The 20,304-nt window shown below is 73.1% G+C and carries 17 protein-coding genes and 1 pseudogene; 8 read left to right on the top strand and 10 right to left on the bottom strand.

Translation table 11 applies throughout. The features are described from left to right. Positions 1-85 precede the first annotated feature (85 nt). On the top strand, positions 86-1,252 hold the full coding sequence (locus AC3ET3_RS11600) for a serine hydrolase domain-containing protein (RefSeq protein ID WP_435612060.1): 1,167 nt from the start codon (positions 86-88) through the stop codon (positions 1,250-1,252). Between the two features lie 291 nt (positions 1,253-1,543). Here the strand turns inward: AC3ET3_RS11600 and AC3ET3_RS11595 are convergent, their stop codons facing one another. Next, positions 1,544-1,819, bottom strand: a complete 276-nt coding sequence (locus AC3ET3_RS11595) for a DUF1876 domain-containing protein (protein WP_432135544.1) — start codon at positions 1,817-1,819, stop codon at positions 1,544-1,546. A 112-nt stretch (positions 1,820-1,931) separates the two neighbouring features. Here AC3ET3_RS11595 and AC3ET3_RS11590 point away from each other — a divergent pair, with 112 nt between their 5' ends. Both AC3ET3_RS11590 and AC3ET3_RS11585 read left to right on the top strand, forming a co-directional pair. Next, positions 1,932-2,945, top strand: a complete 1,014-nt coding sequence (locus tag AC3ET3_RS11590; protein WP_435612059.1) for a permease — start codon at positions 1,932-1,934, stop codon at positions 2,943-2,945. Beyond that, a complete protein-coding gene (locus tag AC3ET3_RS11585; RefSeq protein ID WP_435612058.1) occupies positions 2,942-3,772 on the top strand; it encodes a TIGR03943 family putative permease subunit in 831 nt (276 codons plus the stop codon). The genes AC3ET3_RS11590 and AC3ET3_RS11585 overlap by 4 nt, the downstream gene beginning before the upstream one ends. Positions 3,773-3,818: 46 nt before the next feature. Here the strand turns inward: AC3ET3_RS11585 and AC3ET3_RS11580 are convergent, their stop codons facing one another. The 4 genes from AC3ET3_RS11580 to AC3ET3_RS11565 form a co-directional block, all read right to left on the bottom strand. Next, positions 3,819-4,664: an EamA family transporter gene (locus AC3ET3_RS11580; RefSeq protein WP_435612057.1), complete on the bottom strand. Its 846-nt coding sequence runs from the start codon at positions 4,662-4,664 to the stop codon at positions 3,819-3,821. Further along, a complete protein-coding gene (locus AC3ET3_RS11575) occupies positions 4,661-5,152 on the bottom strand; it encodes a YbaK/EbsC family protein (protein ID WP_432156948.1) in 492 nt (163 codons plus the stop codon). The genes AC3ET3_RS11580 and AC3ET3_RS11575 overlap by 4 nt, the downstream gene beginning before the upstream one ends. Positions 5,153-5,528: 376 nt before the next feature. Further along, positions 5,529-7,745 (bottom strand): MMPL family transporter, encoded by a 2,217-nt coding sequence (locus tag AC3ET3_RS11570; RefSeq protein WP_432135549.1) that lies wholly within the window; start codon positions 7,743-7,745, stop codon positions 5,529-5,531. Positions 7,746-7,861: 116 nt separating this feature from the next. After that, positions 7,862-8,461: a TetR/AcrR family transcriptional regulator gene (locus AC3ET3_RS11565; protein WP_432135550.1), complete on the bottom strand. Its 600-nt coding sequence runs from the start codon at positions 8,459-8,461 to the stop codon at positions 7,862-7,864. A 189-nt stretch (positions 8,462-8,650) separates the two neighbouring features. On the opposite strand from AC3ET3_RS11565, the gene AC3ET3_RS11560 reads away from it, so the two are divergent. Further along, the gene (locus AC3ET3_RS11560; RefSeq protein WP_435612056.1) at positions 8,651-12,238 is read left to right on the top strand and encodes a S41 family peptidase; all 3,588 of its coding nucleotides are present in this window, start codon (positions 8,651-8,653) and stop codon (positions 12,236-12,238) included. Positions 12,239-12,577: 339 nt separating this feature from the next. Here AC3ET3_RS11560 and AC3ET3_RS11555 read toward each other — a convergent pair whose 3' ends face one another. From AC3ET3_RS11555 to AC3ET3_RS11540, 4 genes and pseudogenes are all read right to left on the bottom strand, one after another. Further along, positions 12,578-12,829, bottom strand: coding sequence for a hypothetical protein (locus AC3ET3_RS11555; RefSeq protein WP_435612055.1), 252 nt, complete (start codon positions 12,827-12,829; stop codon positions 12,578-12,580). A gap of 175 nt (positions 12,830-13,004) precedes the next feature. After that, complete coding sequence (locus tag AC3ET3_RS11550) at positions 13,005-13,892, bottom strand: SDR family oxidoreductase (protein ID WP_432156952.1); 888 nt, start codon at positions 13,890-13,892, stop codon at positions 13,005-13,007. Continuing rightward, on the bottom strand, positions 13,889-14,839 hold the full coding sequence (locus AC3ET3_RS11545) for an alpha/beta fold hydrolase (RefSeq protein WP_432156953.1): 951 nt from the start codon (positions 14,837-14,839) through the stop codon (positions 13,889-13,891). Before AC3ET3_RS11545 ends, AC3ET3_RS11550 begins: the two co-directional genes overlap by 4 nt. A gap of 329 nt (positions 14,840-15,168) precedes the next feature. Continuing rightward, positions 15,169-16,713 (bottom strand): annotated as a pseudogene (locus AC3ET3_RS11540) (flavin-containing monooxygenase); the annotation flags it as partial. A gap of 132 nt (positions 16,714-16,845) precedes the next feature. On the opposite strand from AC3ET3_RS11540, the gene AC3ET3_RS11535 reads away from it, so the two are divergent. Together AC3ET3_RS11535 and AC3ET3_RS11530 are read left to right on the top strand one after the other, a co-directional pair. Next, a complete protein-coding gene (locus tag AC3ET3_RS11535) occupies positions 16,846-17,490 on the top strand; it encodes a MerR family transcriptional regulator (protein ID WP_432156954.1) in 645 nt (214 codons plus the stop codon). Positions 17,491-17,572: 82 nt separating this feature from the next. Then, positions 17,573-17,887 (top strand): hypothetical protein, encoded by a 315-nt coding sequence (locus AC3ET3_RS11530; RefSeq protein ID WP_432156955.1) that lies wholly within the window; start codon positions 17,573-17,575, stop codon positions 17,885-17,887. 173 nt (positions 17,888-18,060) lie between these two features. Here AC3ET3_RS11530 and AC3ET3_RS11525 read toward each other — a convergent pair whose 3' ends face one another. Then, the gene (locus AC3ET3_RS11525) at positions 18,061-18,864 is read right to left on the bottom strand and encodes an exodeoxyribonuclease III (RefSeq protein ID WP_435612054.1); all 804 of its coding nucleotides are present in this window, start codon (positions 18,862-18,864) and stop codon (positions 18,061-18,063) included. Positions 18,865-18,944: 80 nt separating this feature from the next. Here AC3ET3_RS11525 and AC3ET3_RS11520 point away from each other — a divergent pair, with 80 nt between their 5' ends. Both AC3ET3_RS11520 and AC3ET3_RS11515 read left to right on the top strand, forming a co-directional pair. After that, positions 18,945-19,421 (top strand): GNAT family N-acetyltransferase, encoded by a 477-nt coding sequence (locus AC3ET3_RS11520; RefSeq protein WP_432135558.1) that lies wholly within the window; start codon positions 18,945-18,947, stop codon positions 19,419-19,421. 136 nt (positions 19,422-19,557) lie between these two features. Continuing rightward, positions 19,558-20,187 (top strand): DUF6875 domain-containing protein, encoded by a 630-nt coding sequence (locus tag AC3ET3_RS11515; RefSeq protein ID WP_435612053.1) that lies wholly within the window; start codon positions 19,558-19,560, stop codon positions 20,185-20,187. The last annotated feature ends 117 nt before the right edge of the window (positions 20,188-20,304 follow it).

Below are 20,304 nucleotides of genomic sequence, written 5' to 3'. Positions count from 1 at the left end.
GTTCCCTCCCCGCGGCACGAAGGAATCGCAGGCCCGGGCGGGGCGTTGCCCAGGAGTCGAAGGCGAGCCGAAAGGACGTACGGGCGTGGATGTGCACGGCACGGTGACCGGGGGTTTCGAGCCGGTCAGGGAGGCGTTCGTCCGCAACTTCGAGGCGCTCGGGGAGCGCGGAGCGGCGGTGACCGTCTACCGCGACGGGCACAAGGTGGTCGACCTGTGGGGCGGCGCACGAGACGTGGACGGCACCGTGCCCTGGGAGTCGCGCACGGCGCAGATCGTGCGCTCGGCGACCAAGGGTGTCGCCGCCGCCGTCCTTCTGCTGCTGCACCAGCGCGGTGAGCTGGACCTGGACGCGCCGGTGGGGGCGTACTGGCCGGAGTACAAGACGGCGGGCAAGGAGCGCACGCCGGTGCGCGATCTGCTCGCGCACCGGGCCGGTGTTCCCGCGCTGGACCGGCCTCTCACGCCTGCCGAGGCCGCCGACCCGGACCTGGGCGCGGCGGCCGTCGCCGCGCAGGCGCCCGCCTGGGAGCCGGGGAGCGCGCACGGCTATCACGCACAGACGTACAGCTGGCTCACCGGTGAGGTGGTGCGACGGGTGACCGGGCGGTCGATCGGCGCGTGGATCGCCGACGAGATCGCCGGACCGGTCGGCGCCGACCTCTGGCTCGGACTGCCGTCGGCGCTCGCCCACCGGGTGGGGCGCGTGGGGCAGGTGGACACGCCGGCGCACGCCGGTGCGCTGCGTACCCGTCCCAAGCGTTCCGTCGCCGACGCCTACGCCGACCCCGCTTCCCTCACCCGCCGCGCCTTCGCCGCCATCACACCGCTGCCCGACGAGAACGGCCCCGCCTACCGGGCGGCGGTCCTGCCCGCCTCCAACGGCATCGCGACCGCGGACGGTCTCGCCCGGTTCTACGCGGCGCTGATCGGCGAGGTGGACGGCGGGAGGCGGCTGTTCGCGCCGGAAACGGTCGAACTGGCTCGCGGTGAGCGGTCGGTCGGGGCGGACCGGGTCCTGGTCGTGAACACACGGTTCGGCCTCGGGTACATGCTGCACGGTGCCGCGTCCCCACTGCTGTCCCCGGCCTCCTTCGGGCATCCAGGACGCGGCGGGGCGCTGGGCCTGGCCGATCCCGACTCGGGCATCGCCTTCGGGTACGTCACCAATGGCTTCCGCACCAGCGTGACGGCGGATCCGCGGGCGCAGGCGCTTCTGCGCGCGCTGCGCACAGCGCTCACGGCGGCCTGACGCACAGCGCCCAGAGTGGGACGCACCACGGCGCGTACGTCACGCGCGGGGCGTGCTCGGCGCACGCACGCCCCCGCCGCGCCGCGCACGCCACCGACCGCACGCCGTCGACCGCACGCGACCGCCGCACGTACGCAGCCCGCAGCGCGCCGCACGCAGTCCCGCGGGCGCCGGGCTCGCTTGCCCGTCCACCGGGCGGGCGGCATTCGCCGCGCGCCGTGAAGCCCACAGCGCGCGCCGCGCGCCCGGGCATCCGCCCGCCCAGGCAGCCGCGCGACGGTTTCCCCGCCCTCACACGTTGATCGGGTGCGACGTCCGCCCGGACGCGTCGTCGATCTCCCGGTGCGCCTTCGTCAGCAGTTGCATGGCGATCTCGTTGAGCGCGCGGGCGCCGGCTATCTCCTCGCCGACTCGGGGCTGATTGGTGTCGGAGTGGTGGCGGCTGGCGTGTCCGTGGGCACGGACCTCGGTGCCGTCGGGCAGCCGTACCAGCGCCACCGCGGTCGTGCGGTGTTCGTCCTCCTTGAACTCGAGCTCGACGTGCCACCCCACTGCGGTGTGCATCATGACGATCACCTCCGGAACTTCTGATTCCAGGGTGCGCCTCCGAACGGGCGGACGCACACACGAACCACGCGCGTCCCACCCGCCGGCCACGGCCCGCTATGTTGATCCGACCATGTACGAGACAGAGGTGGCCCCGAACGACCTCGGCACCCCCGCCACCCCACCGCGCGCGTGGCCCCGACGCTGGCCGTTGCTGCTGCTGGCGGCGGCCGTGCTTCCGGGGGCTCTGCTCGTGGTCGCGGGACGTGGCCTGGAAGAGCCGGCGGTGCGGGCGTGGCAGACGGTGGCGCTGGCGGTGACCGTGCAGGCGCTGCCGTTCCTGCTGCTGGGGACGGCGCTGTCGGGGGCGATCAACGCGTTCGTGCCGACTTCGGTGTTCCACCGGATGCTGCCGAAGCGGCCCGCGCTGGCCGTGCCGGTGGCCGGGGTGGCGGGGGTGGTCCTGCCGGGGTGCGAGTGCGCCTCGGTGCCGGTCGCGAAGAGTCTGATCGGGCGCGGGGTCACGCCGGCCGCCGCGTTCGCGTTCCTGCTCTCCGCGCCCGCGGTGAACCCGATCGTGCTGACGGCCACCGCGGTTGCCTTCCCCGGGAACCCCGAGATGGTGCTGGCCCGGCTGCTCGCCTCCCTGGCCGCCGCCTTCGTCATGGGCTGGCTCTGGCTGTGGCGCGGCCGGTCCGAGTGGCTGCGGCCGACGGTGCGGCACACCGGTCACCGGCCCGGAGGAAGCCGGTGGCGGGAGTTCCGGGACGGTTTCCGGCACGACTTCCTGCACGCGGGCGGCTTCCTGGTCGTCGGGGCGATGGCGGCGGCGACCTTCAACGTGGCCGTGCCGCGCTCCGTTCTCGACACCTTCGCCGGGTCGCCCTGGCTGTCGGTGCTGTTCCTGGCGGCGCTGGCGGTGCTCCTCGCGGTGTGCTCGGAGGCGGACGCGTTCCTCGCGGCGTCGCTGTCCGGTTTCTCGCCGGTCGCGCGGCTGGCGTTCATGGTGGTCGGGCCGATGGTCGATCTGAAGCTGATCGCGCTGCAGGCGGGCACGTTCGGGCGGGCGTTCGCGGTCCGGTTCTCCGCCGCGACGGCCGTCGTGGCCGTCGTGTGCAGCGTGGTCGTGGGAGGGGTCCTGCTGTGAAACGCCCCGTGCAGGCGCTCCTGCTCGTCCTCAGTGGCCTCGGCCTGCTGCATGTGACCGTGCTCTCCGACGTGTATCTGCGCTACGTGAAGGAGGGCATGCACCCGCTGCTGGTGGCCTCCGGACTCGTCCTGCTGCTCCTGGGCTCGGCGGAGGGCTGGTCGGCGTACCGGAGCTGGGCCCTCTGCACCTCGGACAGCCCTGGCGACCACGGCAACCACGACGACCACGACAGCGAGGACACCGCCGGGGACGACGACCGCGACGCCGGCGGAGGCCACGGCGCCGGGAGCCGGCAAGGCCACGGGCACGACCACTCCCGCCCGCCCCGCGCCGCCTGGCTCCTCTTCCTCCCCGCGCTCAGCCTTCTGCTCTACGCTCCGCCCGCCCTCGGCGCGTACACCGCGGCCCGGGAGGCGCCGAAGCCGCTCGGGGTGCAGAAGGAGTTCGACCCGCTGCCCGCGACGTCCCCGCTGCCCATCACCCTCGGCGACTTCACGCGCCGCGTGCGCCAGGACGAGGAGCGGGCCGTCGAGGGACGAACGGTGCTGATGGCCGGGTTCGTGACGCCGGACGGCGACGGGTGGTACCTGACCCGGCTGATCCTCAACTGCTGTGCCGCGGACGCACAGTCGGTGCGGGTGCGGATGTACGGGGTGCCCGCGCCCAAGGCCGACACATGGGTGGCGGTGACGGGCACCTGGCACCACGCGGGAACGCTGGGCACCGACTCGGCGGAGGTCGCGCTGGACGCCCGCACGGTGCGGGAGATCGCCAAGCCGTCCAACGGCTACACGGACGCCGTCCCGCTCCTCCCCGCCCCCTGACCGACCGCTTGCGCCGTCCGCCGCGTACGGTGTCCCGCCCACGGCGTCAGCCCGCGTGCAGCATCAGCCCGATGCCCACGACGAGCAGCCCCGCGGCGGCGATCCGCGGCGCGCCGAAGCGCTCTTTGAAGAAGACCGCGCCGATGGCAGCGCCGACCAGGATGGACGATTCGCGCAGCGCCGCGATCGGGGCGAGCGCGGCGCGCGTCTGCGCCCACAGAACCAGCGCGTACGCCCCTACGGACAGCGCGGCGCCAAGGAGCCCGAGCCGGGCGTACGGCCGCAGGCGCGCGCCGGTCCGGCCACGCCGGCGCAGCCATGCGTACGCCGGGAGCAGGCCGCCCTGGACGGCCATCAGCCAGGCGATGTAGCCGAGGGAGGAGCCGGAGGCGCGGACGCCGAGGCCGTCCACGACGGTGTACGCGGCGATGGCCAGGCCGGTGGCGAGCGCGGCTGTGACGGCGGCCCAGTCGGGCCGGTGCCCGCGCAGGCCCCACAGCGCGACCCCGGTCAGGCCGGCGCAGGACAGGGCGATGCCGGCGGCGGCCCAGCCGTCCGGGACCTCGTGCGCGAGGAGCGCGGCGAGGACGGTGACGACGAGGGGTGCGGAGCCCCGGGCGATCGGGTAGGCCTGGCCGAAATCGCCGAGCCGGAAGGAGCGCATGAGCAGCGCGTAGTACGCCATGTGGAGCGCTGCCGAACCGAACAGATACGGCCAGGCGCCGGCCGCCGGGAACGCCGTGAAGGGCGCCATCGCGAGGCCGATGATCATGCCGCCGCCCGAGATGAGCGTGAAGCCGACGAGTTTGTCGGGGATACGGTGGGCCACCGCGTTCCAGCTGGCGTGGGCGACCGCGGCGAGCAGGACGGCCGAGGTGACCCGTGGTGTCACGCGGTGCGCTCGCGAACGTCGACGACGGTGGCGCCCGCGTGCCGGACCAAGGCCGCCGGTGCCATGGGGAAGACGGCGTGCGGGGTGCCGGCGGCCGCCCAGACGACCTCGTGGCCGAGCAGCGCGCGGTCGGCGAGCACCCGGGTCCGCGTGCGGTGCCCGAAGGGCGGTACGCCGCCGATGGCGTACCCGGTGGTCTCGCGTACGACGGCGGCGTCGGCCCGGGTGACCGCGTCGGCGCCGAGTTCCTTGCGCACGAGTTCCACGTCCACCCGGGACGCGCCGTCCATGAGGACGAGAACGGGCTCGCCGTCGGCGGCGAAGATCAGCGATTTGCAGATCTGGCTCAGTACGCAGCCGATCGCGGCGGCAGCCTCGGCGGCGGTCCGGGTGCCGGCTGGAAAGCGGCGCACTCGCGCCGCCACCTCCCCCAGCTCCAGGGCGTGCAGGGCTTCAACGAATCGTGGGTGGGCTCCGGGCGACGTCATGGCCGCACGCTAGCGGGGGGCGCATGAGCCGGGCGAGCGGGTTTCGGGGCAGACGGGTTCTGGCACGGGCGGGTTCGGGGGCGTACGCGCGAGCGGGCGCGCCGGGGGCGCGTGGGTGTGCCGGCGGAAAGGGCGCACGTCAGGCTGCGCGCGGCACGCGCCGCGCACGCCTGCGCGTGAACCGCCCACACGCCCACCGGCTCTCTCCCCAGCGCGCACGCCCCGCGTGCACCCCCGCTCGCACGCCCCGCTCGCCTTACGCGGGGGCGGCTCAGGAGGACGGCTGTGGCTCAGGTGCACCAGGCAGGAGACGACGAAGCCGGTGAGGGCACCCCGTCCCCACGGAGCCCTCACCGGCCGTCTCTGGGTGGCGCGGTCAGGCGCGGACCAGTTCCTTGTCGTCGTCCTGCGCGCGGTCGGCCGCCGTGCGCAGCCCCTCGCCCTCGACGTCGACGTTGGGCAGGACGCGGTCCAGCCACTTGGGCAGCCACCAGGCGCGCTTGCCCAGGAGGGCGAGCACGGCCGGGACGACGGCCATGCGGACGATGAACGCGTCGAAGAAGACGGCGATCGCGAGGCCGAAGCCGATCATCTTCACCATCGACTCGGACGAGCCGATGAAGCCCGAGAAGACCGCGATCATGATCACCGCAGCGGCGGTGACGACCCGCGCGCCGTGCCGGAAGCCGGTGACCACGGCCTGGCCGGGCGTCTCCCCGTGGACGTGGGCCTCACGCATCCGCGTGACGAGGAATACCTCGTAGTCCATGGCGAGTCCGAAGACGACGCCCACCATGAAGATCGGCATCATCGACATCACCGGACCGGTCTCCTCCACGCCCATCAGGCCCGCGAGCCAGCCCCACTGGAAGACGGCCACCACCGCGCCCAGCGCCGCCATCACGGAGAGCAGGAAGCCGAGCGCCGCCTTCAGCGGGACCAGGATCGAGCGGAAGACCACGATCAGGAGGAGGAAGGCGAGGCCGACGACGAGGACGAGGTACGGGACCAGCGCGTCGTTGAGCTTCTGCGAGACGTCGATGTTCATCGCCGTCGCGCCGGTGACGAGCACCTCGGCGTCGGTGTCGGCCTTGATCCGTGCGCCCTGGTCACGGATGGAGTGGACCAGTTCCTCGGTCGTCACGGAGGACGGCTTGGAGTCGGGGACGACGGTGATGGTGGCGGTGTCGCCCGCCTTGTTCGGAGCCGGCGCGGTCACGTTCACCACGTTGTCGAGGCCCTTGATCGTGTCGCCGACCTGCTGGAACACGGCCTGGGGGTCGTCCTTGCCCTGGGCGTCGACGACGACCATGAGCGGTCCGTTGAAGCCGGGCCCGAAGCCCTCCGAGAGCAGGTCGTAGGCGCGGCGCTGGGTGGTCGAGGTCGGCTGGGAGCCGTCGTCGGGCAGGCCGAGCTCCAGCGAGGCCGCGGGGATCGCCGCCGCACCGAGACCGAGGATGCCGAGGAGCAGGACGGTCACCGGGCGCCGTACGACGAAGCTCGCCCAGCGGGTGCCCATGTTCGGCTTGGCGTCCTGGCCCGCCTTCTTCTCGCGGCCGCCGCCGAGCAGCTTGCTCTTGGTGCCGGCGGGCATCACCTTGCGGCCGGCGTAGCCGAGCAGCGCCGGGATCATCGTCAGGGCGATGAGGACCGCGATGGCGACGGTACCCGCGGCTGCGATACCCATCTTCGTCAGCATGGGGATGTTGACGACGGACAGGCCGACCAGGGCGATGACGACGGTCAGGCCCGCGAAGACGACCGCCGAGCCGGCCGTGCCGACGGCGCGCCCGACGGCTTCCTCACGCTCGCGTCCCTGCGCGAGTTCGGCACGGTAGCGGGAGACGATGAACAGGGCGTAGTCGATGCCCACCGCGAGGCCGATCATCGACGCGAGGGTGGAGGTGGTGGAGCCGAGGTCCAGGGTGCTGGCCAGGGCGGTGATCGAGGAGACGCCGATGCCCACGCCGATGAGCGCGGTGAGCAGGGGCAGACCGGCCGCGAGCAGCGAGCCGAAGGTGATCACCAGGACGACCGCGGCGACCGCGATGCCGATGATCTCCGTACTGCCCGTCTCGGGTGTGGCCTGGAGGGCGTCACCGCCGATCTCCACGGTCAGGCCGGCGTCCCGGGCCTGCTGGGCGGCGTCCTTCAGCGCGTCGCGCGAGGAGTCCTCCAGCTCCATGCCGGAGACGTCGTACTTCACGGACGCGTACGCGATCGTGCCGTCGTCGCTGACGGCGTTGCCGGTGTAGGGGTCGGCGACGGAGGCGACCTCGGAGCCGTCGGACAGCTCCTTGACCGTCTTCTCGACGGTGGCCTTGTTGTCGGCGTCCGTCATCTTCTCGCCGGCCGGCGCCTTGAACACGACCCGCGCGGTGGCGCCGTCGGCGCTCATCCCGGGGAAGCGCTCCTCCAGCAGGTCGAAGGCCTTCTGGGCCTCGGTGCCGGGGATCGAGAAGGAGGTGTTGCCGGCCGTGGGCGCGCTGGCGGCGCCGACGCCCGCGAGGGTCAGCAGCGCCACCCATATGAGGGCGACGAAGTGCCGTCGCCGGAAGGCGAACCGGCCGAGGCGATAGAGGAACGTGGCCACAAGGGCTCCCGGTCAGGTCGTGGTTTCTCTTCAGGGCAGGGGTGATCAGGCCTTGGGGCAGGACTGATCGGCCCGACGACGTGAGCGGTCGCGTCAGGTGCGGTGAGTGGGTGGTGTCAGGCCGTACGAATGCCGAGGGCGGGGAGGACCACGGCGTCGAGGTACGACCGGATGTACGCCTGGGTGGGCGGCTGGTCGTCGAGCAGCGCCCGGGTGGCCCAGCCGCCGACCATCATGGGCAGCAGGAACTCCAGCGCGGGACAGTCGGGGGCGACCTCGCCCCGGTCGACGGCCCTCCGGACCACCTGCCGGAACCCGGACATCTCCGGCTCGACGAGCTGCTCCCGGAACGCTCTGCGCAGGTCGGGGTTGTTGTGCATCGCCATGGCGACGCCCCGCATCAGCGCCGAGTTCTGCTCCATGGTGCAGTCGTCCTCCAGCGCCACCAGGGCGTGCAGGTCGCTGCGGAGCGAGCCGGTGTCGATCTCCTTGAACTTGGCCGGGACGCTGTGCCGGATGGCCCGGACGACCAGCTCGGCCTTGCCGCCCCACTGGCGGTAGAGCGTGGCCTTGCTGGACCGGGTGCGGGCGGCGACGGCGTCCATGGTCAGGGCGTCGTAGCCGACCTCGCGGAGCAGGTCGACCACGGCGGCGTACAGTTCGCCCTCGCGTTCGGGGGTGAGCCGGCTGCGGCGTGCTGTCGCGACATCGGTCATCCCACTCACCCCTCTCCTCCGCCAAGTCCGCATGGTTGGAAGGTTCCTCAAGGTCCCTACGAGACGAAGATACCCCCAGCGCCAACGAAACGAAACGGTTTCGTACGTGCGCTGGGTCACGTCCGTGAGGGCCGCATAAGGTCCGTCCCACGAGTTGCCCGGCCCACCCTGCCGGAAAAGCATGGGGAGGTGAGCTATCTGCGCCTGCCGCACCTCAGCGGCGACCTGCTGTGCTTCGTGGCCGAGGACGACCTCTGGCTGGCCCCGCTCGACGGACCCGGCCGGGCCTGGCGGCTCACCGTGGACCGCACCAAGCTCGGCCACCCGCGCTTCTCCCCCGACGGCCGCACCATCGCGTACACGAGCTGGCGCAGCCTCGTCCCGGAGATCCATCTGGTGCCGGTGGACGGAGGGGAGGCCCGGCAGCTGACGTACTGGGGAAGTTCCGACACGCGCGTGTGCGGCTGGACCCCGGCCGAGGGCGACGACGGCCGCGGTGACGGTGGGAGCGGCGGGGACGGGGGGAGCGGCGGGGACGGGGGCGATCGGGGCGATGGAGGCGATCGGAGTGACGGTGGCCACCGGGGTGACGGTGGCGATCGCGGTGACGGCGGCGATCAGGGTGGCGGGCACAGCGACATCCTCGCCGTCGCCTCCCACGGGGAGCCCTTCTCGTACTTCACGTGGGCCTACAAGGTGGGCACCGGGGGCGAGCCGGGCCGCAAACTGCCCTGGGGGCCGGTCAGCGACATCCAGGTCGCCGATCTCGCGGGCGAACGCCGCACCCTGCTGCTCACCGGCACTCCACCGCACGAACCCGCCGCCTGGAAGCGCTACCGGGGCGGTGCCACCGGCCGGCTCTGGCTGCACGGGCAGCGGCTCCTGCCCGACCTCGGCGGGCACGTCGAGTGCCCGCTGTTCGTCGGCGACCGCATCGCCTTCCTCTCCGACCACGAGGGCGTCGGGAACCTCTACTCCTGCGCCCACGACGGCACCGACCTGCGCCGCCACACCGACCACGACGCCTTCTACGCCCGGCACGCCGCCGGCGACGGCACCCGGGTGGTCTACCAGTGCGCCGGTGACCTTTGGATCGTCGACGACCTCGCCGCCGACTCCAAGCCCCGCCGGCTCGACGTCCGGCTGGGCGGGCCCCGCGCGGGGCGGCGGCCGTACCGGATCCCGGCCGCGCAGCACGTGGACGGGCTGTCGGTGGACGAGACGGGGCGGGCCAGCGCCGTCGTCGTCCGCGGCAGCCTGTACTGGCTGACCCACCGGGACGGACCGGCCCGCACCATCACCGACCCGCCCGGCGTGCGGGTACGGCTCCCCGAGATGCTCGGCTCCAGCGGGCAGGTCGCGTACATCACCGACGCGGAGGGCGAGGACGCCGTCGAGGTGGCCCACCTGCCGCGGGCCACCGGCGGCCGGGCGCCGCGCCGGCTGGCCTCCGGGAAGCTGGGGCGGGTGCTGGAGATGGTGTGCGACCCGGACGGGGAGAGACTGGCGATCGCCTCGCACGACGGACGTCTGCTGCTCATCACGGTGAACGACGAGACGGGAGTGACCGGGGAGGCCCTCGGGGAAGGGGACGTCGGGGAAGGGGACGTCGCAGGAGAGGACGTCATGGGAGAGGCGGGGGTCACGGGGGAGGCGGCGGACGCCACCGGAGCGGCGGACGTCACGGGGAAGGCGGCGGCGCCGGGGGTGGACGGGCTGCCGACGGGGTGCGAGGGCGAGGTCGTCGAGCTGATCCGGTCCGACAACGGGCCCGTGCGCGACCTCGCGTTCTCCCCGGACGGCGCCTGGCTGACGTGGTCGCACCCGGGGATCGGTCGATCTCTGCGGCAGATCAAGATGGCCCGGATCTCCGGGGCGGCGGAAGGCGACGGCCCGTTCGTCGTGGACGTCACCAACGGCCGCTTCGAGGACGAGAACCCCGTGTTCACCCGGGACGGCCGCTATCTGGCGTTCCTGTCCTGGCGCGGCTTCGACCCGGTGTACGACGTGCACACCGGGGACCTGTCCTTCCCGCTCGGCTGCCGGCCCTACCTGGTGCCGCTGTCGTCCGCGACGCCCTCGCCCTTCGCGCTGAACCCGGAGGGCCGGCCGGCCGCCGGGGGGCTGGACCCGCTCGCGGACCGGGGCGCCGACGGCGCGGTCACCGTCGAGGCGGAGGGGCTGGAGAGCCGGGTGACACCGTTCCCGGTGAGTGCCTCGAAGTACTCGGCGCTGTACCCGGTGGCCGGCGGCGGACTGGTCTGGCTGCGCTGGCCGATCTCCGGGGCGCTCGGCGAGACCTTCGCCAACCCGGACGACACCAGTGGACGGCCCACCCTGGAGCACTTCAGCCTCACCAAGGCCAAGAAGTCCGAACTCGTCGGCGATCTGGACTGGTTCGCGGTGAGCGGGGACGGCACCCGGCTGGTCGTCGTCGACGAGGGCGAGCTGCGCGCCGTACCGGCGACCGAGGCCGGCGACGGGGACACCACCGTCTGGATCGACCTGCGGCGCATCCTGCACGAGGTGGACCCGGGCGCGGAGTGGCGCCAGTCCTACGCGGAGGCCGGGCGGCTGATCCGGGCGTACTTCTGGGAGCCGGGCATGTGCGGGATCGACTGGGACGCCGTACTGGAGCAGTACCGGCCGCTGGTCGAACGGGTGGCCTCCCCGGACGAGTTCGCCGATCTGCTGCGCGAAGTGCTGGGCGAACTGGGGACCTCGCACGCCTACGTCAGCGCCGCGCGGCGCAACGAGGGCCCGGCCCACTACCAGCGGTGGCAGGGCCTGCTCGGTGCCAACCTCGTCCGCCGCGACGGACGCTGGATGGTCAAGCGGATCCTGGCCGGCGACTCCTCCGACTCCCGGGCACGGTCCCCGCTGGCCGGCACCGGTATCCGCGAGGGCGCCGTCCTCACCCATGTGGACGGCCGTCCGGTGGACCCGGTCAGCGGACCGTACCCGCTGCTGGCGGGCGCGGGCGGTACGACGGTGGAGCTCACGTTCACCCCGGCGGAGGGCACCGGCCCGGCTCGCCGGGTCGCGGTCGTGCCGCTGATCGACGAACGTCCGCTGCGCTACCAGGACTGGGTCGCCAAACGCCGTGAAGTGGTCCGCCAGTTGAGCGGAGGCCGGTGCGGCTACCTGCACATCCCGGACATGGGCGGCTCGGGGTGGGCGCAGTTCAACCGGGACCTGCGCATGGAGGTGTCCCGGCCTGCGCTGATCGTCGACGTGCGCGGCAACGCGGGCGGCCACATCAGCGAGCTGGTCGTGGAGAAGCTGACCCGCACCATCCTGGGCTGGGACCTCACCCGCAACGCCCAGCCGATCTCCTACGCCTCGAACGCCCCGCGCGGTCCCGTGGTGGCCCTGGCGGACGAGGCGACCTCGTCCGACGGTGACATGATCACGGCCGCCTTCAAGCTGCTGAAGCTGGGGCCGGTCGTGGGGCAGCGGACGTGGGGCGGTGTCGTCGGCATGACCGGGCGGCACCGGCTCGGCGACGGCACGGTGATCACGGTGCCGATGAACGCCGCCTGGTTCGACACCTACGGCTGGTCCGTCGAGAACCACGGCGTGGCTCCCGATCTGGAGGCCCTGCGCACCCCGCTGGACTGGGCCGAGGGCCGCCACGCCCAACTCGACGACGCCGTGCGCCTCGCCCTCGACCTGCTGGAGACCAGCCCGCCCGCCACGCCGCCCGACTACGGCGGCGTACCGGACCGGTCCCGGCCGGCCTTGCCGCCCCGGGGGAGGCGGGGGGTGGGTTCTTAGCGGGTGGCTTTTTCGTAGCGGGTGGGTTCGTAGCAGGGGTCACAGCAGGGTTCACAGCAGGGGGTGGGCGTGCGGGCTGCCTGGGGGCTCGTGGTCGTCCGAGGGTCCGTCCGCGATCGGCCTGAGGGTCCGCGGTCGGCCTGAGGGTGGTCCTTGGTCGGCGTGAGGGTCCTTGGTCGCCCGGGGAGTTGCCGGCCTGAGGGCCGGCTCTCGGCCTGGGGCTCCTCGCCGAGCTGTGGGGGTGGACGCAGGACGAGGGGCGCCCTCCCGTCGGGGGCGCCCCTCGCCATGGTGTGCGCCGCGGTTCAGCCGTGGCGCGGCAGGCCGGCGAACTTCACGTCAGACATCGTAGTCCTGGTCGAAGCGGTCCTGCTCCTCGCGCTCGCGCGACTCGCGCGGCTCGCGGGTCTCGCGCGGCTCGCGGGGCTCACGGGTCTCGCGCGGCTCGCGCGGCTCACGGCCTCGCGTCATGTCCTCGTCCTCGGGGCGACGGCCACGGCGGTGGGTCTGCTCCTTGGCGTCGCTCATCTTGTCCTTGGCCTGCTGCTGCCACTGCTCGGCCTGGTCCTGGAACTTGTCCTTCATACCCATGTGGGTTCACTCCAGTGGGGGTGAGGGGGATGGGCCCCTTGTCGGGGCCTCGACCAGATTCACATGGGCGGTTACGCAACGCATGTCGATCATTCACGCACCGTAGTCGTCCCCGGTGGCGGGCGGCTCGCCGTCCACGGCGCGGGAGACGGCGCGCGGCCTCGCGACGCGCCCCTCAGGGAGTGCGGCGCGCGGCGCGCGCCTCCTCGTCGGCCTCCCCTCCGGCCCCGACCAGGCCGGTGCGCATGCCGTCCAGTCGGGGCGCGAAGCGCCTCATCTCGCGCTGTCCGACGGTCGCGATGAGCCCGGGCAGACCGCCCCGCACCCCCTGCATCCCCCGCAGCCACCACTGCCCGTACACATGGGCGGAACGCCGCTCTATCCCGGCGACGATCCGGTCGACGGCCGGACCCAGCGGATACGTCTTGTTGGCCGGCCACGGCAGCCGCTGCCTCAACTCCCGCATGACGTCGTCCTGGTCGGCTCCGCGGACCATGTCGGTGTCGGTCCAGGAGAGGTAGCCCACGCCGACCTTCACGCCCTGGTGGCCGACCTCGGCGCGCAGGCTGTGCGCGTACGCCTCCACACCCGACTTGGACGCGCAGTACGCCGACATCATCGGTGCGGGCGTGATCGCCGCGAGGGAGGCGATCTGCAGCAGGTAGCCGCGGCTCTCGCGCAGGACCGGCAGGAAGGCGCGCGCGGTGACCGCGGAGCCGATGAGGTTCACCTCGATCACCCGGCGCCAGGCGTCCGGGTCCGAGTCGGCGAAGGGGCCGCCGGCGGCCACGCCCGCGTTGGCGACGACGATGTCGACCTTGCCGAACCGCTCCTTGACCTCCCGCGCCACCCGGGCCATCGCCTCGTGGTCGGTGACGTCGGCGCGCCAGTGGTCGCTGTCGCTGTGCAGCCGTTCGGAGACCTGCTTGAGCGCGTCCGGCTCCAGGCCGACCAACGCGACCTGCGCGCCGCGCGCGGAGAGCTTGCGGGCCAGCAACTCCCCCACGCCCCGCGCCGCCCCGGTCACCACGGCGACCTGCCCCTCCAGGCTGACCCTGCTCATGCACCCTCCTTGACCTGTGTGTCGGCCGTGCGGTCCGCGTCCGCGGTGACGTACGTGGCGACGAGTTCCCGGATCTGCCGGGTCACCTTTTCGGGCGCCTCGACGGGGGTCATGTGCCCCAGCCCGGGCAACTCCGTGAGCCCTGTGCACTGCGGCAGCTCGGCGGCGAGCCGGCGGGCGTGCACCGGGGGCGTCAACCGGTCCGCCGTGCCGACCAGGACGGCCGTCGGTACGGCCAGCTCGCGCACCCCGTGGTCGAGGTCCAGTCCGGCGAGCACCTGCGACCACGCGTGGCGCACCCGGCGCGGACAGGCGTGCACGATCCGCGCGCACGCCTCCACCATGTCGGGCGCCGAACCGGCGCCCATCGTCCCGAACCTCAGGACGGCGCGCGCCAGGGGCGTGACCGGGCCGAGGGGGGCGCGCGAGCCGAGTACGCGCCGGGTCAGCCACGTCCTGGGCCGTCCCGGCCCGAGCGGGAGCAGCGTCGACTCCGCCACCAGCCGCGCACTCCCCGTACTGCACAGCAGCACCGCCGCCACCCGCGCCCGGAACGCCGGCCGCGGCGCCGCCGCCATCACGGTCATCCCGCCCATCGAGTGCCCGGCGACCACCGCCTTCTCGCCCGGCTCCAGCGTCGCCGACAGCACCGCCTCCAGGTCGTCCGCCAGCGCTTCGGTGGTGCAGGCCGCGCTCGCGGGGCTCCGGCCGTGGCCTCGCTGGTCGTAGGCGATCACCCGGTGGTCGGCGGCCAGCGCCCGTATCTGCGCCGCCCAGAACGCGGTCGAGCAGGTCCAGCCGTGCGCCAGGACGACGGGGGGCGCGTCCTGCGGCCCGTGCACCTCGACATGCAGCCGGGCGCCGTCGGCCGATGCGACGGTCAGGTCGCGGCGGGCGGCGGGCGGGGCGTAAGGTCCGGACACCACGTGCGGTGGACGGGGGCTCACGGGGCGACCTCCGTGTCGAGGGGAGCGCGCTCCTGTGTGCGGGCCTGCGCGCCGTCGTGGACGTCGGTGCGTGCGCCGTTGCGCGCGTCGCCGTTGCGCGCGTCGCCGGTCCGGGCCGCGCTGGGTGCGCCGTCGTGCGCGCCGGTCCGCACGTCGCTCTGCGCGGGGGTGCGGGCGCTGTTGCGCGCGGCGCGCGAGCCACCGGAGGGGGCGTCCGAGTCGATACGGGCGCCGGCGCGCACCGCCTCGCCCGCGCCACCGCCCCCACCGGTCCCCCCGGCGGGTTCATCGGCTTCCGCGCCGGCGGCCGTCTCAGGGCTCACGCCCCCGCGCGACGCGACGGCGCCCGCCCCGGCGCGCACTCCCGCGTCCCCGCCGTCCCCCGCGCTTCCCCGCTCCGGCGCTCTCACGACCTGGTACTCCGCGAGGTCCACCCGCCGCGTCGCCCGGCGGAACTCGCTCGTCGTACCGGGCCAGATGGTGGTGTTGCGGCCGCTCGCGTCGAGGTACCAGCTGGTGCAGCCGCCGGTGTTCCAGACCGTGCGCCGCATCCGTTCCTGCACGTGCCGGTTCCAGGCGCCCACGGCGCTCGGGCGGGCGTCGAGGGCGGCGCGGCCGCCGAGGACGTCGAGTTGGCGGAGGTAGTCGGCCATGTAGTTCAGCTGGGACTCGATCATGAGGATCATGGAGGAGTTCCCGAGGCCGGTGTTGGGGCCGATGATGGTCATCCAGTTGGGGAAGCCGGCCGCGGAGGCGCCGCGCAGGGCCTGCATGCCGTCCTTCCAGGTGTCGGCGAGGGTCTGCCCGTCGGCGCCCACCACCCGTTCCGCGATCGGCATGTCGGTGACGTGGAAGCCGGTGCCGAAGATGATGGCGTCGACCTCGGTCTCGGTGCCGTCGGCGGCGACGACGGTGGACCCGCGGATCTCGCTGAGCCCGCCGTCGACGACGTCGACATTCGGCTGGGCGAGCGCCGGGTAGTACTCGCTGGACAGCAGGATCCGCTTGCAGCCGATGCGGTAGTCGGGGGTGAGCCTGGCGCGCAGGGCGGGGTCCTTGATGGCGCGGGCGATGTTGCGCTTGGCCAGCTGTTCGACGAAGCCGAGCTCGTCGGGATGCTTGGTGAAGGCCTGGACCTGCAGCTCGCGGATGCCCCACAGCAGGCCGCGCCGCAGCCGGGCGGTGGCGGGCAGCGCCCGGTGCAGGGAGCGTTCGAAGCCGGTGATGGCACGGTCCATGCGCGGCATCACCCAGGCAGGCGTGCGCTGAAGGAGCGTCAGGCGCCCGACGACGGGCTGGATGGCGGGCACGATCTGGATGGCGGAGGCGCCGGTGCCGACCATGGCGACGCGCTTGCCGGTGAGGTCGTAGTCGTGGTCCCAGCGGGCGGAGTGGAAGACCTTGCCGGGGAAGGAGTCGAGCCCGGGTATCTCGGGGATCTTGGGGTCGGACAGCGGTCCGGTGGCGGAGACGACGACGTCGGCGGAGAGGTCGCCGCTCGCCGTCTCGATGTCCCAGCACAGCCGTTCGGCGTTCCAGGTCATCCGGTGGACCTCGGAGTCGAAGCGGATGTGGCGCCGCAGCCCGAAGGTGTCGGTGACGTGTTCCAGGTAGGCGCGGATGTGGCGCTGCCCGGAGAAGGTGCGCGGCCAGTCGGGGTTGGGCGCGAAGGAGAACGAGTAGAGGTGGGAGGGCACGTCGCAGGCGCACCCCGGGTAGCTGTTGTCGCGCCAGGTGCCGCCGACGCCGCCGGCCCGTTCCAGGACGACGAAGTCGGTGATCCCCTCACGGCGCAGCCGCACGGCGGCTCCGAGCCCGCCGAATCCGGACCCGATCACCGCCACCCGCACATGCTCGTGTTCGTGCTCGGCCATCCCGAAGCCTCCACGCGTCGCATCGGACTCTGCCAGTGAACACTGGCGCAATGGGGAGAGTAGAGGAGCTCCGTACTCATGGGTAGGGGGCGGCGCGGGAAAGTTACCGACGGTACGAACTAGGGTGCGGGCGTGGCAGACAAGCGTGAGTACCGCATGGAGGAACTGGCCCGGCAGGCCGGCGTCACGGTGCGCACCGTGCGCTTCTACCGGGAACGGGGCCTCCTCCCGCCGCCGCGCCGCGAGGGCCGCATCGCCTGGTACGACGACCACCACCTGGCCCGGCTGCGGACGATCGCGGCGCTGCTGGAGCGCGGCCACACCCTGAGCGGTATCGCGGAGCTCGCGGAGGCGTTCGACAACGGCCGGGACGTCGCCGACCTGCTGGGGGTCGGCCCCCCGAGCGAGGAGGAGCCGGTCCGTCTCACTCCGGAGGAACTCGCCGCCCGCTTCGAGGGCGAGGTGACGCCGGAGAACCTCGCGGCCGCGATGGAGCTGGGCTATCTCGGCTCCGACGGCGACACGATCGTGCACATCAGCCGCCGCCTGCTGGACGTCTCCGCCGCCCTGGTCCGGGAGGGCATCCCGCTGTCGGAGGTACTGGCCGCGGCGGCGCGGGTACGGGAGCACGCCGACGCGCTCGCCGACCTCTTCGCCGACCTGGTGCTGCACCACGCCCCCGGCCAGGACGTCCACCGCCTGCGCCCGCTGGCCCGCAGCGTCGTGGAGGCGGAACTCTCCCTCGCCCTGGACCGCAGGCTGCACCGGCCGGCGTAGCCGACCCTCGGGGCACCGGTGGGCGGGCCGGGGCGTACAGTGGCCGGACCGTACGACGGGACGGCGGCAGGAGGGGGACGAGATGGCCGGGTCGACGAGACGGCGCGGGATGCGCGCGCTGTTCACCGCCGCGTGCGCGCTGGCGCTGTTCGCCGCGGGGTGCTGGTTCGTGAGCGACCTGACCGGCACGGACCTGCCGACCGAGCGCCCCGCCTGGGACCTGGGCGGCAGCGGCCCCTGGGTCGCCTCCTACGCCCGGGGGGCGGCCGTCGGCTCGTGGGGAGCGGCGCGGGTATGCCTCGCCGTCGCGCTTCTGCTGCTGGCCCTGGAGGCCGGGTCGCAGCTCCTGGCCGCCCTGCGCGGCTTCGCCGCCCGCTTCAGCCGCCAGGCGTCCTGAGGCCGCCGGACCCGCCCCGAAGCCGCCACGCCTGACCCGAGGCCGTCGGACCCGGCCCGAAGCGACCACACTTGACCCGAAGCGACCACGCCTGCGAAGCCGCCAGGCGCGACCGAGGCCGCCGGACCTCACCCGAGGCCGCCACACCCGCCCTTCCGGCGGCGCCGCCGGGCTCAGCCGTCGTAGACCACCGTCACCGGCGCGTGGTCCGACCAGCGCTCGGCGTGGGTGGCCGCGCGCTCCACGTACCCCTTGACCGCCCGGGCGGCGAGACCCGCCGTGGCGACGTGGTAGTCGATCCGCCAGCCGGTGTCGTTGTCGAAGGCCCGGCCGCGGTACGACCACCAGCTGTACGGTCCCTCCACACCGGGATGCAGGGCACGGACCACGTCGACGTAGCCGCCGTCCTGCGCGGTGAGCACCCGGGTGAGCCACTCGCGCTCCTCCGGCAGGAACCCGGAGTTCTTGACGTTGCCGCGCCAGTTCTTCAGGTCGGCCTGCTGGTGGGCGATGTTCCAGTCGCCGCAGACCAGGACCTCGCGCCCGTCGGCGGCGGCCCGCTCGCGCAGTTCCTTGAGGTACGCCAGGAACTCTCCAATGAAGCGGATCTTCTCGTCCTGCCGCTCGGTGCCGACCTCACCGGAGGGCAGGTAGAGCGAGGCGACCGTCAGCCCCGGCAGGTCGGCCTCGACGTACCGGCCGCTGCCGTCGAACTCGGCGGAGCCGAAGCCGATCCGGACGGCGTCGGGCTCGCGCCGGGTGTAGAGGGAGACACCGGCGCGGCCCTTGGCGGCGGCGGGCGCGTGGACCACGTGCCAGCCCTCCGGGTCCCGCACGGTCTCGGGGAGCTGCCCGGGCTCGGCGCGCACCTCCTGCAGGCACAGCACATCGGCGGAGGTCCCGGCGAGCCACTCCACGAAGCCCTTCTTCGCGGCGGCGCGCAGGCCATTGACGTTCACACTGGTCACGGTCAGCACGCGGGCACGATACCGGCACACTGGACAGCGTCCAGAAATGGCCACCCTACAGAGAGCTGCATAGAAGTACAGTGACCAGCATGAATATACGTCGCGTCGCCTTCGACCACCCCCACGCCGTCCAGCTCAACGACGAGGTCCAGGCCGAGTACCACGAGCGCTACGGCGACGGCGGCGACGCCACACACCTGCGGCCGGCGGACTTCGAGCCGCCGAGCGGCGTGTACCTCGTCGCGTACGACGAGGAGGACCGCCCGGTGGCCACCGGCGGATGGCGCAGCCAGGACCGCAACGGCGAGGGCAACGAGGACGGCGACGCCGAGCTGAAGCGCATGTTCGTGATCAAGGAGATGCGCGGTCGCGGGCTGGCCCGGCGCATCCTGGCCGCGCTGGAGGAGGACGCCCGCACGGCCGGCCGCCGTCGCATGGTCCTGGAGACCGGCACCGAGCAGCCCGAGGCCATCGCCCTGTACGTCTCCAGCGGGTACGAGCCGTGCACCAAGTTCGGCTACTACCGCTTCCACGAGGCGAGCCGCTGCTACGCCAAGCCGCTCTGAACCGGCGGCGGGCGCGCCTCGGCCCGGCTCGCCTCCCGGAACGAAAAGCGGACGATGCCTCCCGGATAGGGGCCCGGCCTAGCGTGATGGATCGAGCAATCACCATCAACGTGATCAACATGCGAAATGAGACGACATGTCAAGTGACGCGATGACCGAGGCCCGTGACTGGATCGCGGCGTACACGCCCCGGCCGCATCCCGAACTCGGGCGCAGCGGTGTGGTGTGCCCGTACATGGTGAAGGCGCTGCGCCGCCGCTATGTGGACATGGTCGAGTTCGACGCCAACCGGGGCGACGAGGCGCTGGCGGCGCTGGCCCGTGAGCGGCTGGCGGACCTGCGGCGGCGCGCGGAGGAGGCCGGCAAGGACCGGATCTACCTGGTGAACATGATCGTGCCGGTGGGGCTGCCGTCCGACGAGGCCAAGGCCATGGTGGGGCGGGTGCACAACGCGCTGAAACCGGAGTGGGTGGAGGCGGGCTACATGCTGGGCGACTTCTGGCCCGACCACGAGACGATCGGCCTGCACAACGACGACTTCCGGCCGTTCACCAGCCCGTTGCCGCTGCTCGGCATGCGGCACATCGTGCCCGCGGACCTGTTCTTCTTCGTCAAGCACGAGCGCGATCCCGAGCAGCGGCTCTGGTGCCTGCGGATGTTCCGCAAGAACTTCGCCCCCGAGCTGAACGAGTACTGGACCGGGGTCCTGGAGGACGCCGAGGCGGACGTCACGCGGGAACTGGGCGCGGTCCCGCTCGCCGGCTGAGCCGGCCCACCCGGATGGGCCGGGTTCACCCGGGTGGGCCGGGTTCACCACCCCCAACTGTCCCCACCACCGCCTGCACCACCACCCCCACCACCGTCCGCATCAACCGGTCGGTGT

The organism is Streptomyces sp. bgisy159 (assembly GCF_057707805.1).
Note: the sequence above shows the minus strand (reverse complement) of the source record. Positions and strands in the feature narration are given on the sequence as shown.